Consider the following 15,636-nt stretch of genomic DNA (forward strand, 5'->3'; position numbering starts at 1 on the left):
TGAAACCTTATCCCGCAGCGGCCCCATCAACATGAGAGAGCACCTGCAGATCAGGTAGCCATGTGTGGCAATTCGCTTGTAAACAGTTCCTCTGGCCTGTATTCAAATATCCTGACGCGTCCACAAATAGCGTACAGCAAGACCTCAGTGGATCAGCTCATCTGCCAGTCGTCCCAGCAGAACGGCCGCGAAACAGCAAATCGTCACAGCAGTGGCTCGATTGATGGCAACGGGTGTCAGCCAGTTTCCTCGGCGTCGTTCAAGACGGCTGCCCAGCAGTAACCAGGTCGCGCCAACCGGCACGATCACCATGGCCAGCACAACCATAAACGCCAAGTAGCCTCGCGGACTGCTGAACGCATCGGCGGGCGCGATGAATGAAGCAATCAATAAACCCTTGGGGTTCATCAACGTCATCAGAAAGAAATAGCGACCTGAAAAACCGTCTCGGTCTAAACGGGTGTTTTCGCTTTTACGCTGCCAAAGCTGATACGAGACGTAGAGTAAGTAGGAGACGGCAACCCATTGCGCGCACCGCATTACCCATGGGGAATAGAACGCGAAATGGATCAGGGCGGCCCCCCACAACGACACCTGCAGCAGATAAGCCGCGCCCTCAATCAGCACCAAGCGCCATGCGCCCCGAAATCCGAAGAGCACACCGGCGCGAAAAAGCAATGTGTTAGTCGGCCCGGGGGCAGACAGTAACAACATCAAACTCAAAACTGTGGCCAGCATGCTTACACGTCACCCTTCCTCACTCGGAACCACGCAGCATACAGGGCCGGCAGGAACAATAGGGTCAATGCCGTGGCGACAATCAACCCGCCCATGATCGCCACTGCCATCGGCCCGAAGAACACGCTACGCGACAGCGGGATCATCGCCAGCACCGCTGCCAGGGCCGTCAGCACTATCGGACGGAAGCGTCGGACCGTGGCCTCGATGATCGCCTGCCACGGCGCCAGCCCCGCCTTGATGTCTTGCTCGATCTGATCCACCAGGATCACCGAGTTACGCATGATCATCCCGGACAATGCGATAGTGCCGAGCATCGCCACGAAGCCGAAAGGCTGGCGGAATACCAGCAGAAACAGCGTCACACCGATCAGCCCCAGCGGCGCCGTCAGAAACACCATCGCGGTGCGTGAGAAACTGCGCAATTGCAGCATCAGCAACGTCAACACCACCACGATGAACAGCGGCACACCGGCCTTCACCGAGTTCTGGCCGCGCGCGGAGTCTTCGACGGTGCCGCCGACCTCCAGCAGGTAACCGTCCGGCAATTCGGCGCGCACCTCGGCGAGGGTCGGAAAAATCTGCTGCACCAGGGTCGCCGGTTGTTCCTTGCCGTAGATATCGGCGCGGACGGTCACCGTGGGGAGGCGGTTGCGATGCCAGATCACACCTTCTTCGAAGCCGTACTCAAGGGTGGCGATCTGCGACAGCGCGACGCTTTTACCATTGTCGGTGGGCACCGCCAGGCTGGGGAGCAACGTCAGTTCGGTGCGTTCATGCCGGGTGCCGCGCAGGAGGATTTCGATCAACTCGTTATCCTCCCGGTACTGGCTGACGCTGGAGCCGGTCAGGGAACTCTGGAGGAATTTCGACAGGTTGGCGGTGCTGACGCCCAGCGCCCGGGCGCGGTCCTGATCGATATTGAGGTAGACGATTTTGCTCGGTTCCTCCCAGTCCAGGTGCACGTTAACCACATGAGTATTTTCGCGGACTTTCGCGGCGACCTTGCGGGCCAGGGCGCGCACCTCTTCGATATGTTCCCCCGTCACGCGAAACTGCACCGGGTAACCCACGGGCGGGCCGTTCTCCAAGCGTGTGACACGCGAGCGCAGGTCAGGGAACTGTTCGTTGAGGGTTTCGATCAGCCAGGTGCGCAGGGTTTCGCGCTCCTCGATGGTCTTAGCCAACACCACGAACTGGGCGAAGCTGGTGGCCGGCAACTGCTGATCCAGAGGCAAGTAAAAGCGCGGCGAGCCGGTGCCTATATAGGCCACATAATTGTCGATGCCGGCATGCTCTTTGAGCAGCGCCTCCAGGCGTTTGACCTGCTCGGCGGTGTTGCTCAGGGATGCGCCCTCGGCCAATTTCAAATCGACCATCAGTTCCAGGCGACCAGACGCCGGGAAAAATTGTTGCGGCACGAACCGAAACAACGCCACCGAACCGATAAACAGCAGCAGCGTCAGCACGATCACGGTTTTACGCCGATTCACACACCACTCCACCAACCGCCTTACACGCTGATAGAAGGGTGTGCCGTAGGGGTCGGGGCCATCATGGCCGTGTTTGGCGGCATGAATCTTCGCCAGGTCCGGCAGGAGTTTTTCCCCCAGGTAGGGCACGAACACCACGGCGGCCACCCAGGACGCGAGCAGCGCGATGGTCACCACTTGGAATATCGAGCGGGTGTATTCGCCGGTGCTCGACTGGGCCGTCGCGATGGGCAGAAAACCGGCCGCTGTGATCAGCGTACCGGTGAGCATCGGAAATGCGGTGCTGGTCCAGGCAAAACTGGCGGCCTTGAGCCGGTCGTAGCCTTGCTCCATTTTGATCGCCATCATTTCCACGGCGATGATGGCGTCATCGACCAGCAGCCCGAGGGCCAGTACCAGGGCGCCGAGGGAAATCTTGTGCAAGCCGATGCCGAGGTAATACATGGTGGCGAACGTCATCGCCAGCACCAGCGGAATCGCCAGTGCCACTACCATGCCGGTGCGCAGTCCCAGGGAGAAGAAGCTCACCAGCAACACGATGGCCAACGCTTCAGCCAGCACCTGGACGAATTCGCCGACCCCGGTTTTGACCGCTGCGGGCTGATCCGACACTTTGCGCAACTGCATGCCCGCCGGAAGGTTCTTCTGAAGACGTGCGAATTCACCCTCAAGCGCCTTGCCCAGCACCAGAATATCGCCGCCCTCGCGCATGGCCACGGCCAGGCCGATGGCGTCTTCGCCCATGTAGCGCATGCGTGGCGCCGGTGGATCGTTGAAGCCACGGTGAATATCAGCCACATCGCCGATACGGAAAGTGCGATCCCCCACGCGAATGGGAAAACTGCGGATTTCGTCCACCGTCTTGAAATTGCCCGACACCCGCAACTGCACACGCTCGCTTGGCGTTTCAAAGAACCCGGCGGTAGTCACCGCGTTCTGTTCCTGCAACGCCTGTTGCACAGCGGCCAAGGGTAAACCCAAGGTGGCGAGTTTGAGGTTGGACAGCTCGATCCAGATCTTCTCGTCCTGCAAACCGAGCAAGTCGACCTTGCCCACATCCGCTACGCGTTGCAGTTGGATCTGGATGCGGTCGGCGTAGTCCTTGAGCACGGCGTAGTCGAAACCATCGCCGGTCAGGGCGTAGATATTGCCGAAGGTGGTGCCGAATTCGTCGTTGAAAAACGGCCCTTGGATATCCGGCGGCAGGGTCTGGCGGATGTCGCTGATTTTCTTGCGCACCTGGTACCACAGTTCGGGTATCTGCGCCGAGCGCATGGCATCACGGGCGACGAAGGTCACCTGGGACTCGCCCGGCCGGGAAAACGAGACAATGCGCTCGTAGTCGCCGGTCTCCATGAGTTTTTTCTCAATGCGCTCGGTGACTTGCCGTGAGACTTCCTGCGCGGTGGCGCCAGGCCAGTTGGTCTTGATCACCATGGCCTTGAAGGTGAAGGGCGGATCTTCGCTCTGCCCCAGCTTGGTGTAGGACAACGTGCCCACCACTGCCAGCAGGATCATCAGGAACAGCACGATCTGGCGATTACGTAGCGCCCATTCTGAAAGATTGAAACCCATTGGGACTACTCCTTGGCCGCCAGATTCACCACACGGTTGGCGCGATCCACCGGGCGCACTGGCTGGCCCTCGTGGAGCACATGCACACCGGCTGCGATAACCCAATCATCGGCGCTCAAGCCCTCCAGCACAGGCACGGTTTTATCGCCGAACGCGCCGATACGCACCGGTGTGCGCTTGAGGGTGTTGTCCGGCTGCACGCGCCAGACGTAGGACTCACCGTTCTCCGCGCTGATGGCAGACAACGGCACGGACAGCGGATTACTGCCGTCGCCCTGTATAAATACGCGAGCGCTCTGGCCGAGTTCCGCCGGGACTTTGCCGCCGGTAAACGCAACGCGCGCAGCAAAAGTACGCGACTTGGGGTCGGCGGCAGGGGACAACTCGCGAATGCGCCCAGCGAAGCGTTGATCCGGCTGGCTCCACAGCTCCACAGACACCGGCTGGCCGATCTTGAAGCGAGCAAAGCCTTGTTCGGGCAGGCTGATCAGCACTTCACGTTCGCCATCGGTGGCCAGGGTGAACACCGTTTGCCCGGCGGACACCACTTGCCCGACTTCCACCGCACGCTTGGCCACCACGCCATCCTGCGGCGCGCGCAACACCGCATAGGCCGCCTGGTTACTGGCCACATCGAACTCGGCTTTGATTTGCTTGAGGCGGGCTTCGCCCGAACGGTAAAGATTTTCGGAATTGTCGTACTGGGACCGGCTGACCATCTGACGATCCAGCAAAGTTTTGTAGCGATCACGCTCGGCACGCACCAGACTCAAGTTGGCCTGGGCGGCGGCGACCTGAGCGCGGGCGGCGTCCAGTTGCAGGCGCACGTCCTGAGGGTCGAGTTCGGCCAACGCCTGATTGGCCTTGACCCGCTCGCCCTCCTCCACCCAGCGCTTACTGACTTTGCCGCCAATGCGAAAAGCCAGGTCCGGCTCGTAGCGCGCACGCACTTCTCCGGGGTAGCTGTCCGTCGTCTGCGCAGAAGGCTGTGGCTGCACCACCATGGCCGGGCGGATGGTGGTCTGGGGCGCTTCTTCATGACCGCAGGCGGCCAATAGGAGGACCAGACACGAAGGCAACGCAAGGGGCAGGAAAGTGCTGCGCATGCTGAAGGACCTTTCGCAAATGATGCTAGGAATAATTATACTTGCCGGTATGTTATTAATACCAAACTCGCCAGTCCAGTATTAAAGGTGAAAATGTCCGACAATCCTCTGAACACCAATAGCCCCGGGCGTCCCAAGGACATGGCAAAACGCCAGGCAATCCTCGAAGCAGCCAAGTTTCTGTTTTTGAGCAATGGTTACGCCAGCACCAGCATGGACGCGGTGGCCTTGGAGGCTGGCGTGTCGAAACTCACGGTCTACAACCACTTCACCGACAAAGAAACCCTGTTCACCGCCGCCGTCGTGGCCAAGTGCGAGGAACAATTACCGGTGATGTATTTCGAGATGCCCGCGGGTGTACCGGTGGAAACGGTCCTGCTGACCATCGCCCGTGGCTTTCATCGGCTGATCAACAGCGAAGAGTCGGTGAACCTGCATCGGCTGATGATGACCACCGGCAATCAGGACGTGAAACTCTCGCAGATTTTCTTCGAAGCCGGGCCCATGCGCATGTTGCAAGGCATGGAACGCCTGCTCAGCACCATTGACCAGAGCGGCGCCCTGAGTATCGATAAACCGTTCAAGGCGGCCGAGCATTTCTTCTGCCTGCTCAAAGGCACGGCGAACTTCTGCCTGCTGTATGGCTGCGGCGGCAAGTTGAGTGAGGAAGCCGCCGAAGCCCATGTGCAGGATGTGGTGGGGTTGTTTATGCGGGCCTACAAGCCATAGCGGTTATTAGGGCTTGAGCGCTTTCTTGGGGTAAATGTCGTAGCGGCTGGACTTGCCATCCAGCGCATGGCTCGGCTTGGGCCCGTCGATACACGGCGCCTTGCGCGGGCGCTTGACCACAACACGGTGACTGGCCAGGGCCAGCGCTGCGGCGAGCAAGGCCGGTGCGTCTGGGTCATCGCCCACCAGCGGGCGGAACAGGCGCATCTCCTTCTTCACCAGGGCGGTTTTCTCACGATGAGGGAACATAGGGTCGAGGTAGATCACCTGGGGAGGCTCGCCCTCCCAGTTGCGCATCACCTCGATGGAGTTGCCCTTGAGCAGCTGCATGCGTGCCACGATCGGCGCCACCTCGAAATCATCCGCGCCGCGCGCCAGGCCGTCTTCGAGCAAAGCGCCAATCAACGGCTGGCGTTCGATCAGGCTCATGTCGCAACCCAGGCTCGCCAGCACGAAGGCGTCCTTGCCCAGGCCGGCGGTGGCGTCCAGCACCCGTGGGCGTACGCCTTGGGCGATGCCCACGGCCTTGGCGATCATCTGCCCACTGCCACCGCCGTATAAACGCCGATGCGCCGCGCCGCCTTCGACAAAGTCCACACGCACCGGCCCCGGCGCGTCTGCCCCCAGTTGCTGCAACTGCAAGCCATGTTCGCCGACCTGCAAGGAAAAATCCGCATCCGCCAGCACTAACGGCAAGCCAAGTTGGGCAGCCCACTGTTCGGCGCGGGCCTGGAAAGCATCGGCCATGGCCTCGACCCGGATGCGGCTGGCCGCTGGTTGTTCGCTCATCAATCGCTACGCTCAAAAATATTAAGGATCGGCCAACACCGGCCGATAAAACCAACAGTCAGGTATTTTGCCAGAGCTGAGCGTCGACCGAAGAAAATGTCAGACATTCTCCCCCTAACCATCGGTGTACTGCCGACCCACAACCACTACGGCTTGCGCAACACTCAAGCGCTGGCCGGTGTGAGTCATGTGTGGCAGGACTTCTTCGCCCGGGCATTGGCCGAGCAGCTCGGCGAAATGCCGGACGCGCCAGCAGCCGAGGCGACGGCACCGCTGGACCCGGCGGTAGAACCCAGCGCAGGCGCTGACCTGTTGTCGCAGATCCTCACCCAGCGTGAGTGCGACGTTAAAGACACCGAAATCGCCCCGCCAGAACCGCTGTTCCTGCCCATCGCCGAATTTGAAACCGAGCTGCTGCCACCGGCTGCGACGCCGTTTCCTGAAGAAGAAATCGTCGCCCAGCAACGTCAGCAGAATTTCGAAAGCGGTTGGGTACGCCCTATCGTGCTGGCCGCCGGGCAGCCATTGCCGGAGCCAGGCCCCGCGCCGGAACCGCGCGCCCTGCACTTGCCGATCGCTGAGTTCGAACTGGACCTGTTGCCACCGCCGCCTACGCCTTACCCCGAAGAAGCGTTGGTGGAGCAGCAAAAAGCCCTGGACTTCGACTACTACTGGGCACGCCCGTTGATCACCCACAACCTGCGCCTGGCCGCCTGACCCTCAGCGACACACCCACCAGCGCCCCATATCGAAGTGGAAGTGATTGCGGTGCGCGGCGTTGTAGTCCGGGCTTAACACCACGTTGAAATCATCACAGGCACTGTCGCGCACCTGACGCAGGAACCGCGCATTCGCGCCCTCCCCCGGCCAATCCTTGAGCACGCTGATACTGCGCCCATCGGCCAAGCGAAAACCGGCGATATCCAACGCATTGGCCGAGGCGTGCTGACTCAGTTGCCCGTTGGCACGGTTATACATCGTGCGACAGGCAAAACTGCCCAGATGATCGACCCGCGTCACCGCCTGGCCGAACACCGTCTGCGCCGCCGGTTGCAGGCTATGGCGCTCGAACAGCGCGAACGCCACGGCCAGCGGGCAACTGGCAAGAAAGCTGCTGCTCAATCCCACCTCTGCACCCTGCACGCGCAAGGTGTTGCGCAACGGGCAGGCGACATCGGCGGATGAATCAGCTTGATGGCTCACGCGCAAGCCTGAAGTTTTCAGCACCTGGTCGCACAGCGCCGGGTCGTCCTGCAGACGTCCCAGCTTAAAACGCGTCAACAGGTTTGGGCTGGCGCGCACATCCAGCGGCGCCCATGGATTCCATTCCGGCGCCAACGGCACCCAGCCGCGCCATACACCGACCACCACCGCGCCGCCCAGCATCAGCAGCACACCCACCACCTTGATAAACCGCATGGGTCAGACCTTGAAAAACTGATTGGCCGTGCTGAAGGGCATGGAGCGCTCGGTAAAGGTAAAGGTGCCCAACTCATAGACCTCCTGGGCCGCGCGATAGAACTCGCCATAGGCCGCCAACGCCATCGCCGAACCCACGCTGATGCGCTTGACGCCCATGGCGCTCAATTGCGCGACGCTGAGTTTCAGCGCACCGGACATCAACACATTCACCGGTTTGGGCGCGACCGCCTTGACCACCGCCAACACCTCATCGGCGGTGCGCAGGCCCGGCGCGTAAAGCACGTCGGCACCGGCCTCGGCGTAGGCTTGCAGGCGGCGGAGGGTATCGGGCAGGTCCAGACGACCGTGCAATAGGTTTTCCGCGCGGGCGGTGAGCATGAACGCAAACGGCAAACTGCGGGCCGCGGTAGCCGCCGCTTGTACACGCTCCACAGACAGGTCGAAGGCATAAATGGGGTCGCCAGAGTGTCCAGTGGCGTCTTCGATGGAACCGCCGACAATCCCCGTGGCCGCTGCACGCAGGATGGTCTGGGCGCAGCCGTCCGGGCTGTCGCTGAAACCGTTTTCCAAGTCGGCCGCCACCGGCAGTGTTGTGGCCTGGGCGATCTGATGCGCGTTGAGCAAGGTGTCGTCCAGAGACAGCGCGCCCTCCGCATCCGGCCGACCAAGGCTGAAGGCATAACCCGCGCTGGTGGTGGCCAAGGCTTCGAACCCCAAGCTGGCAAGCATCACGGCGGAACCTGCGTCCCACGGGTTGGGCATCACGAAAGCGCGGTCGCGTTCATGCAGGCGCTTGAAGGTTTCGGCGCGAAGGGTTTGAGCATCCATGGCAAGCTCCTGGCGGGAAAAGGAGCCCTAGAGTAACCCCAGTTGCTCCGCTTCGGGCTCGCGATCCAACGTGGGTAATGGTGCAAGGCCGGGCAAGCGTGCCATCAGTTGGGTATGAAAGCGCATGGCCAATTGGGCGGCGAGGCGATTGTCCGAGGTGTGCAGAAACACGTAGGGAGTGCGGCCCTCTTCGATCCAGCCGGCGATTTTTTCAATCCAAGGCACCAGAAACGGGTCGTTGGCCTCCAGCTCCGGATGGCCAATGAAGCGCACCTGCGGAAACTGAGTCAGCGCAGCCGGCCGCGGCGGCACTTTGGGCTTTTTCGATTGCGCATGCAGCACCGCCGGCGACGTCGAGGTGCAACTGAACAGCGCCCTGGGGTCCAGGCAGATACGCTCGACACCCCGGTCGCGCAACAGGCGGTTAAGCATGCGCTCGGCATCGCCCTTGGCGAAAAATTCCGGATGGCGCACTTCCACCGCCATCGGACGCTCCAGGCCGTCGATAAACCCGGCCAGCTCCGCCAGACGTTGCGGCGAGAACGCGGCCGACAGTTGCAGCCATAACGGCGCTACGCGCTCACCCAACGGGCTCATCAGGCCGACGAAACTTTCCGCCGCCGGTAATTGCTCACGCAAATCGCCCCCGTGGCTGATATCCCCGGGGAATTTGGCGGTAAAGCGAAAATCGGCGGGCATGATTTCGGCCCAGCGCTGCACGGTGGCGGCCGAGGGGCGAGCGTAGAATGTGGTGTTGCCTTCAACGGCGTTGAAGACCTGAGAATAGAGGGCGAGGTAATCGCTGGCGCGAGCATCGGCTGGGTACAGGTACTCGCGCCAGGCGTTTTCACTCCAGGACGGGCAACCGAGGTAGTAAGGCAGAAGCATCAGATATGAACGTCGAGACCCAGCACTTCCATATCCCACTCGACAAAACCGGCGGTGGTCAGGTAACTGGCCAAGGCGGTGGCAACGCTTTTGCTCATGGAGCGGGGGAAGACCATATCCTGCTGACGGGCAGGCAGGCCGCTGATACGCGCACTGCCAGCACCTTGCGTAGCGGTCGCCGCCTCGGACTGGACTTCGATGAAGTCCGGCGAATCTTCGACCGAATCGTCTACCGTCACGCTCGCCTTGCGCGGCTTACGTTTGAGGGGGTACGACTGTGAGGAAAATCCGTCTATACGCATCGATGCGAACTCGCTATCAGTGATGGCATTTTAGTGGCGACTTCCGTTGCGCGCAAATGCTCTGGTGATAACTAGAACACATAATTTGAAAAAGGTTTAAAACCAAGGGCAAATTCTGACGATTGGCGAAAGTTGCCATCACTTTGGCGTCAAATGAGCCCGCGTTCGGCCTTGGTTTGCGCCACTTTATCGCGCAAGTACACCGGCGCCGCCTGATCGGCTGGGATCGCTTCACCGCGCTCGAAGGCAAAACGCGCCAGGGTCAGCAGGTCTTCGGCATGGGGCAACATGGCAGCGTCCTGGCCGGCCAGTTTCACCGCAATGCGCTCGCCATACCCCCAACCTGTGCCCGCGCCGAACCAATCGCCGCTGGCATCCTCCGGCAGTGCCGACGCTTCGGGCGGCTGCACCGCTTCCGCGCCGACCAGGCGCATTTCACCGGCCACCGCGCGGTAACAGCCCCAGTAGACTTCGTCCATCCGCGCGTCGATGGCGGCCGCTACCTGCGAGGCGCCCTGCTCACGCAACGCGCGCTGGGCCAATACGGCAAGATTGGAGACCGGCAACACCGGGCGTTCCAGGGCAAAGGCCAGGCCTTGCACCACGCCGATAGCAATGCGCACACCGGTAAAGGCGCCCGGGCCGCGACCAAAAGCAATAGCGTCCACCGCCGCTAACGTGGTGCCGGCGTCTTCGAGCAGTTGCTTGATTATCGGCAACAGCTTTTGCGCGTGCAGGCGTGGGATCACCTCGTAGTGGCTGGTTACTTTGCCATCGTGCAGCAAGGCAACGGAGCAAGCTTCGGTTGCGGTGTCCAGGGCCAGCAGGGTGCTCATCGGTGTCGGTGTCCAAGTCGAAAAAAGTGCGCCAGTATAAACAACAACGGCCCGCAAGCGGGCCGTTGTATGAGACGCCGATCAGGTGATCAGCTCAGGGCTTGCATCACCTTGGCGGTGATCGCTTCCACCGAACCGACGCCAGGGATATGGCTGTACTTCGGCTTGCCGTTGGCAGCGGAAAGCTTCTGGTAGAAATCCACCAGCGGCTTGGTCTGGGAATGGTAGACCGACAGGCGATGACGCACGGTTTCTTCGGTGTCGTCCTTGCGCTGTACCAGGTCTTCGCCGGTGACATCGTCTTTGCCTTCAACTTTCGGCGGGTTGTAGACGGTGTGGTACACGCGGCCCGAGGCCTCGTGAACGCGACGGCCTGCGATACGCTGGACGATTTCTTCGTCTTCCACCGCGATTTCAACCACGGCGTCCAGCTCGACACCGGCCGTGACCAAAGCTTCGGCCTGAGGAATAGTGCGTGGGAAACCGTCGAACAGGAAACCGTTGGCACAGTCAGGCTGCGCGATACGGTCCTTGACCAGGGCAATGATCAGGTCATCGGAAACCAGGCCACCGGCGTCCATGATGCTCTTGGCCTTGATGCCCAGCTCGGTGCCTGCTTTTACCGCAGCGCGCAGCATGTCACCGGTGGAGATTTGTGGAATGCCGAATTTTTCAGTGATGAACTTTGCCTGAGTACCTTTACCGGCCCCGGGAGCTCCCAGCAGAATGACGCGCATCGATGTGCTCCTCAATTTTTTATAGAGATGACGCTCGGATTCGCCGCGTGGGGCCAATCGCGTAAAAATGTGATTCGGGCCGCCCAAACGGCCAAAGGCTGATCAAGATACACAGCAGGCCCTAACCACACAAGCCGCCAAAAGTCGGAAGAACCCGCGCCGCGCATGCGTCATAGGTAGGGTATTCCAGAGTGCAACCCTGCCCCTTGAACGATGACCGCCCGGTTCCGGGCGGCCAGCGTGGTTCAAGCGCAAGCCATTGAGAACATGCGAAAAACCTCAGCCGGTGTTGCGCAAGCCGGCCGCGATACCGGCCACGGATACCAGCAGCGCCTGTTCCAGAGGGCTGTCCTGCGCGGCTTCCTGCCGGCGCGAGCGCGCCAGCAACTCGGCCTGCAACAGATGCAAGGGGTCAAGGTAGGTGTTGCGCAGGCGGATGAACTCCAGGGTGTCAGGGCTGTGTGCCAACAGTTGCGACTGGCCGGTCAGACCGAGCACCACCGAGCACGCCTGCGACAATAGGTCGCGCAAGTGCGCACCCAATGGCAACAGATCGGGCTGCACCAGGCGCTCATCATAGAGACGCGCGATATCGGCATCGGCCTTGGCCAGCACCATTTCCAGCATATCGATGCGGGTGCGGAAGAACGGCCACTGTTCGCGCATCTGCCCCAGCAATTCACCTTCACCCCGCGCCAGGGCATTGCTCAACGCCGCTTCCCAGCCGAGCCAGGCCGGCAGCATCAAGCGTGTCTGGGTCCAACCGAAAATCCAAGGGATGGCGCGCAGGCTTTCGATACCGCCCGCACGCCGCTTGGCTGGACGGCTGCCCAGCGGCAGGCGGCCCAGCTCCTGTTCGGGGGTGGACTGGCGGAAATACTCGACGAATTGCGGATTTTCTCGCACCACCGCGCGGTAAGCCCTCACACCATCCGCGGCCAATTCGTCCATCAAATGACGCCAGGCCGGCTCGGGCGGTGGCGGCGGCAACAGCGTTGCTTCCAGCACTGCAGCCAAGTAAAGGTTGAGGTTCTGCTCCGCGATGTCCGGCAGACCGAACTTGAAGCGGATCATTTCGCCTTGTTCGGTGGTGCGGAAACGCCCGGCCACCGAACCTGGTGGCTGCGACAGGATCGCCGCGTGGGCCGGGCCGCCGCCACGGCCCACGGTGCCACCGCGACCATGGAACAACAGCAGCTCCACTTGCTGTTCGCGGCAAATATCCACCAGGCGCTCCTGCGCCCGGTATTGCGCCCAGGCGGCAGCGGTGGTGCCGGCGTCCTTGGCCGAGTCGGAGTAGCCGATCATCACTTCCTGCGGGCCTTGCAGACGCGCGCGATAACCCGGCAGTTGCAACAATTGCTCGATCACCGGGCCGGCGTTATCCAGGTCGGCCAGGGTTTCGAACAGCGGCACCACGCGCATTGGCCGCTGTACACCCGACTCTTTAAGCAGCAATTGCACCGCCAGCACATCCGACGCCGCACCGGCCATGGAGATGACATACGAGCCCAACGAAGCCGCCGGGGCCGCGGCAATTTCCTTACAGGTGTTGAGCACTTCGGCGGTGTCGGCCGACGGTTTGAAATACCCCGGCAGCAACGGACGACGGTTAGTCAACTCCTTCATCAAGAAGCTGATGCGCGCGTCCTCATCCCAGTCTTCGTAGCGACCCAGGCCGAGGTAATCGGTGATCTCCGTCATGGCTGACGAGTGTCGGCTGGAATCCTGGCGGACATCCAGACGCACCAGGAACAGGCCAAACGTCACGGCGCGGCGCAGGCAATCGAGCAGCGGCCCGTCGGCGATCACGCCCATGCCGCATTCATGCAGCGACTGATAGCACAGCTCCAGCGGCTCAAGCAGGTCACGGTTGTTCTGCAACACCTCAGCGGGCGCCGGTGTGCTGCTGCTCAACGCGGTGTGGGCCCATTGCCGCGTGGCGCGCAAGCGGTCGCGCAGTTGCTTGAGCACGGCCCGGTACGGCTCGACGCTGTCGCCGACCTTGGCCTGCAACGCTGGGCTGGCGTGGCGCATGGACAGCTCGGAAGCCAACTGATCGATATCGCGCAGGTACAGGTCGGCCGCCATCCACCGCGCCAGCAGCAAGACTTCGCGGGTGACCGGCGCGGTGACATTCGGGTTGCCGTCACGGTCGCCGCCCATCCACGATGCAAAGCGAATCGGCGCCGCTTCCAGGGGCAGGCGCAGGCCGGTGGCCGCGTGCAACGCCTGATCGGCCTTGCGCAAATAGTTGGGAATGGCGTGCCACAGCGAATGCTCGATCACCGCAAAGCCCCATTTGGCTTCGTCCACGGGTGTGGGGCGGGTGCGGCGGATTTCTTCGGTGTGCCAGGCTTCGGCGATCAACCGTTGCAGGCGTTGGCGGATCTGCTCGCGCTCGGCGGTGGTGAGGTCGCGATGATCCTGCAAGGCCAACTGCGCGGCGATGGCGTCGTACTTCTGGATCAAGGTGCGGCGCGCCACTTCGGTCGGGTGGGCGGTGAGGACAAGCTCGATCTCCACGCGCGCCAACTGGCGGGCCAGGGATTCGTTGCTGTGGCCTTCGCGTTGCAGGCGCGCCAGCAACTCGGGCAGCACGCGCGCCTCGAAGGGTGCCGGTTGCGACTCATCGCGGCGGTGAATCAATTGATACTGCTCGGCGATATTGGCCAGGTTGAGAAACTGGTTGAACGCCCGCGCCACCGGCAGCAGTTCGTCTTCCTGCAACTGATTGAGGCTGGCGCTCAGTTCATCGCCGGCGGTTTTCTCAGAGTCGGCGCCACGCCGATCGGCCTTGGCGCCTTTGCGGATCTGCTCGATCTTGTCGAGAAAATCATCGCCGTACTGCTCTCGAATGGTGTTGCCCAACAGCTCACCCAGCAGGTGAACATCCTCACGCAAGCGTGCATCGATATCACTCATCAGCCAATCTCCAGCCAGAAATCCGGGACGCGCAGATCTGCCAGAGTGCCGCCCGCGTTGTTTTAAGACAAGACTTTAAACCTTGTGGGTTGCAGCTAGTCTCAACCGTAAGCCGTCGCGATAGGCGAACGGCTGGTCACTCATCACCGCCCGCTTGCCGTGGGTTTTATTGAGGTTGCCATGAAAATCCGAGAATTGGCCCAGCATTGGGAAGAGAACGCCAAGGGTCGCTTGACCAAGACCGAATATGCGATCCACCTGGACGTGGAGTCCGCCGCCCGGCTGGCGGCCATCGCCGAGATGTACCCCAAGCGCAACACCGAAGAGCTGCTGGGCGAGCTGATCGGCGCCGCCCTTGAAGAGCTGGAAGCCAGCTTTCCCTATATCAAAGGTCAGCAGGTGATTGCGACCGATGAAGAGGGCGACCCGCTGTACGAAGACGTCGGCCCGACCCCGCGCTTTTTGTCGCTGTCGCGTCGCTATCTACATGATTTGTCTACCAGTGCGGACGAATCGAAGCACTGATCTGCTGTCGTTTAATCCACACTCCCCTTGTATTCCGGGCCTATTGCAGGCCCGAAATACTTCCTGGCACTGCAAAAGTTCCAATTTTTTTCGCTGACCGCTCAGTCAGTTATTTTTTTAGGCAAATCGCCATCTCTTCTGAACTTTTGAAAAAAGCCTCCGGTCACAGCCAGTAAGCCATCACTTGGAACGGCCGTTTGAAAGAGCACCAGGCGCTTTAGGACCGGGCTCGCAGCCGTTCACTGACTGAGATGGATTTTGATGTTTTTCAGGAGTTATCCAATGGAGTTGAAGACGATGAAGACCAGCACTGCCAAATCCTCGTTTAACCATCTGCGCGGGCTTAAATTGGCCGCGCTGGCAATCGGTACCAGCTTCGTTCTGGCTGGCTGCGCCGGTAACCCTCCGACTGAGCAGTACGCAGTGACCCAGTCGGCGGTCAACAGCGCTGTCAGCGCCGGCGGCACCGAGTACGCCGCTGTAGAAATGAAGTCGGCTCAGGACAAGCTCAAAGAAGCTGAAATCGCGATGCACGACAAAAACTACGAGAAGGCTCGTATGTTGGCTGAGCAAGCCGAGTGGGACGCCCGTGTCGCAGAACGTAAAGCCCAGGCTGCCAAAGCTGAGCAAGCGGTAAAGGATTCCCAGAAGGCCGTTGACGAGTTGCGTAAGGAAGGTATGCGCCCGGCTGCTATCCAGCAGAAATAAACCGAGCCCCTTGATCGCACCGCACCCGATACTGA

At 61.2% G+C, this 15,636-nt stretch carries 15 protein-coding genes; 4 read left to right on the forward strand and 11 right to left on the reverse strand.

From position 1 onward, the window contains the following. Positions 1 to 144 precede the first annotated feature (144 nt). The 3 genes from ABX75_RS04885 to ABX75_RS04895 are packed head-to-tail and all read right to left on the reverse strand — an operon-like array spanning position 145 to position 4,912. On the reverse strand, positions 145 to 738 hold the full coding sequence (locus tag ABX75_RS04885) for a LysE family translocator (protein WP_047881549.1): 594 nt from the start codon (positions 736 to 738) through the stop codon (positions 145 to 147). 2 nt (positions 739 to 740) lie between these two features. Then, positions 741 to 3,806 (reverse strand): efflux RND transporter permease subunit, encoded by a 3,066-nt coding sequence (locus tag ABX75_RS04890; RefSeq protein WP_040267471.1) that lies wholly within the window; start codon positions 3,804 to 3,806, stop codon positions 741 to 743. 5 nt (positions 3,807 to 3,811) lie between these two features. After that, positions 3,812 to 4,912 (reverse strand): efflux RND transporter periplasmic adaptor subunit, encoded by a 1,101-nt coding sequence (locus ABX75_RS04895; protein WP_034112102.1) that lies wholly within the window; start codon positions 4,910 to 4,912, stop codon positions 3,812 to 3,814. A gap of 93 nt (positions 4,913 to 5,005) precedes the next feature. Here ABX75_RS04895 and ABX75_RS04900 point away from each other — a divergent pair, with 93 nt between their 5' ends. Then, positions 5,006 to 5,641 (forward strand): TetR/AcrR family transcriptional regulator, encoded by a 636-nt coding sequence (locus ABX75_RS04900; RefSeq protein ID WP_047881550.1) that lies wholly within the window; start codon positions 5,006 to 5,008, stop codon positions 5,639 to 5,641. A 6-nt stretch (positions 5,642 to 5,647) separates the two neighbouring features. Here ABX75_RS04900 and ABX75_RS04905 read toward each other — a convergent pair whose 3' ends face one another. Beyond that, a complete protein-coding gene (locus tag ABX75_RS04905; protein ID WP_047881551.1) occupies positions 5,648 to 6,430 on the reverse strand; it encodes a class I SAM-dependent methyltransferase in 783 nt (260 codons plus the stop codon). Between the two features lie 96 nt (positions 6,431 to 6,526). On the opposite strand from ABX75_RS04905, the gene ABX75_RS04910 reads away from it, so the two are divergent. After that, positions 6,527 to 7,147 (forward strand): hypothetical protein, encoded by a 621-nt coding sequence (locus ABX75_RS04910; protein WP_034096215.1) that lies wholly within the window; start codon positions 6,527 to 6,529, stop codon positions 7,145 to 7,147. Positions 7,148 to 7,150: 3 nt separating this feature from the next. Here the strand turns inward: ABX75_RS04910 and ABX75_RS04915 are convergent, their stop codons facing one another. From ABX75_RS04915 to ppc, 7 genes are all read right to left on the reverse strand, one after another. After that, entirely contained in the window at positions 7,151 to 7,849 is a 699-nt protein-coding gene (locus ABX75_RS04915; protein ID WP_047881552.1) for an extensin family protein, read from the reverse strand. A 3-nt stretch (positions 7,850 to 7,852) separates the two neighbouring features. After that, complete coding sequence (locus ABX75_RS04920; protein ID WP_034096213.1) at positions 7,853 to 8,680, reverse strand: oxaloacetate decarboxylase; 828 nt, start codon at positions 8,678 to 8,680, stop codon at positions 7,853 to 7,855. A 27-nt stretch (positions 8,681 to 8,707) separates the two neighbouring features. Continuing rightward, on the reverse strand, positions 8,708 to 9,568 hold the full coding sequence (locus ABX75_RS04925) for a DUF72 domain-containing protein (protein ID WP_034096212.1): 861 nt from the start codon (positions 9,566 to 9,568) through the stop codon (positions 8,708 to 8,710). Further along, positions 9,568 to 9,870 (reverse strand): hypothetical protein, encoded by a 303-nt coding sequence (locus tag ABX75_RS04930; protein WP_034096211.1) that lies wholly within the window; start codon positions 9,868 to 9,870, stop codon positions 9,568 to 9,570. The genes ABX75_RS04925 and ABX75_RS04930 overlap by 1 nt, the downstream gene beginning before the upstream one ends. A gap of 149 nt (positions 9,871 to 10,019) precedes the next feature. Beyond that, positions 10,020 to 10,706 (reverse strand): tRNA (adenosine(37)-N6)-threonylcarbamoyltransferase complex dimerization subunit type 1 TsaB, encoded by a 687-nt coding sequence (gene tsaB, locus ABX75_RS04935; RefSeq protein WP_047881553.1) that lies wholly within the window; start codon positions 10,704 to 10,706, stop codon positions 10,020 to 10,022. Between the two features lie 89 nt (positions 10,707 to 10,795). After that, entirely contained in the window at positions 10,796 to 11,443 is a 648-nt protein-coding gene (gene adk / locus ABX75_RS04940) for an adenylate kinase (protein ID WP_034096209.1), read from the reverse strand. Between the two features lie 279 nt (positions 11,444 to 11,722). Beyond that, positions 11,723 to 14,368: a phosphoenolpyruvate carboxylase gene (ppc, locus tag ABX75_RS04945; protein ID WP_047881554.1), complete on the reverse strand. Its 2,646-nt coding sequence runs from the start codon at positions 14,366 to 14,368 to the stop codon at positions 11,723 to 11,725. Between the two features lie 180 nt (positions 14,369 to 14,548). Between ppc and ABX75_RS04950 the strand changes: the two genes are divergently transcribed. Together ABX75_RS04950 and ABX75_RS04955 are read left to right on the forward strand one after the other, a co-directional pair. After that, on the forward strand, positions 14,549 to 14,893 hold the full coding sequence (locus ABX75_RS04950) for a hypothetical protein (protein WP_034096207.1): 345 nt from the start codon (positions 14,549 to 14,551) through the stop codon (positions 14,891 to 14,893). A gap of 282 nt (positions 14,894 to 15,175) precedes the next feature. Further along, on the forward strand, positions 15,176 to 15,601 hold the full coding sequence (locus ABX75_RS04955; RefSeq protein ID WP_034096206.1) for a DUF4398 domain-containing protein: 426 nt from the start codon (positions 15,176 to 15,178) through the stop codon (positions 15,599 to 15,601). Positions 15,602 to 15,636: the final 35 nt, after the last annotated feature.

It is taken from the genome of Pseudomonas sp. ARP3 (assembly GCF_001029595.1).
Classification (GTDB): domain Bacteria; phylum Pseudomonadota; class Gammaproteobacteria; order Pseudomonadales; family Pseudomonadaceae; genus Aquipseudomonas; species Aquipseudomonas rhodesiae.

What these genes read in the sequence shown, in the direction of transcription:
- ABX75_RS04905 (WP_047881551.1), bottom strand. Translation starts at nt 6,430, where the DNA reads ATGAGCGAACAACCAGCGGCCAGCCGCATCCGGGTCGAGGCCATGGCC.
- adk (WP_034096209.1), bottom strand. Translation starts at nt 11,443, where the DNA reads ATGCGCGTCATTCTGCTGGGAGCTCCCGGGGCCGGTAAAGGTACTCAG.
- ABX75_RS04895 (WP_034112102.1), bottom strand. Translation starts at nt 4,912, where the DNA reads ATGCGCAGCACTTTCCTGCCCCTTGCGTTGCCTTCGTGTCTGGTCCTC.
- ABX75_RS04920 (WP_034096213.1), bottom strand. Translation starts at nt 8,680, where the DNA reads ATGGATGCTCAAACCCTTCGCGCCGAAACCTTCAAGCGCCTGCATGAA.
- ABX75_RS04930 (WP_034096211.1), bottom strand. Translation starts at nt 9,870, where the DNA reads ATGCGTATAGACGGATTTTCCTCACAGTCGTACCCCCTCAAACGTAAG.
- ABX75_RS04955 (WP_034096206.1), top strand. Translation starts at nt 15,176, where the DNA reads ATGGAGTTGAAGACGATGAAGACCAGCACTGCCAAATCCTCGTTTAAC.
- ABX75_RS04900 (WP_047881550.1), top strand. Translation starts at nt 5,006, where the DNA reads ATGTCCGACAATCCTCTGAACACCAATAGCCCCGGGCGTCCCAAGGAC.
- ppc (WP_047881554.1), bottom strand. Translation starts at nt 14,368, where the DNA reads ATGAGTGATATCGATGCACGCTTGCGTGAGGATGTTCACCTGCTGGGT.
- ABX75_RS04910 (WP_034096215.1), top strand. Translation starts at nt 6,527, where the DNA reads ATGTCAGACATTCTCCCCCTAACCATCGGTGTACTGCCGACCCACAAC.
- ABX75_RS04950 (WP_034096207.1), top strand. Translation starts at nt 14,549, where the DNA reads ATGAAAATCCGAGAATTGGCCCAGCATTGGGAAGAGAACGCCAAGGGT.
- ABX75_RS04885 (WP_047881549.1), bottom strand. Translation starts at nt 738, where the DNA reads ATGCTGGCCACAGTTTTGAGTTTGATGTTGTTACTGTCTGCCCCCGGG.
- ABX75_RS04890 (WP_040267471.1), bottom strand. Translation starts at nt 3,806, where the DNA reads ATGGGTTTCAATCTTTCAGAATGGGCGCTACGTAATCGCCAGATCGTG.
- ABX75_RS04915 (WP_047881552.1), bottom strand. Translation starts at nt 7,849, where the DNA reads ATGCGGTTTATCAAGGTGGTGGGTGTGCTGCTGATGCTGGGCGGCGCG.
- tsaB (WP_047881553.1), bottom strand. Translation starts at nt 10,706, where the DNA reads ATGAGCACCCTGCTGGCCCTGGACACCGCAACCGAAGCTTGCTCCGTT.
- ABX75_RS04925 (WP_034096212.1), bottom strand. Translation starts at nt 9,568, where the DNA reads ATGCTTCTGCCTTACTACCTCGGTTGCCCGTCCTGGAGTGAAAACGCC.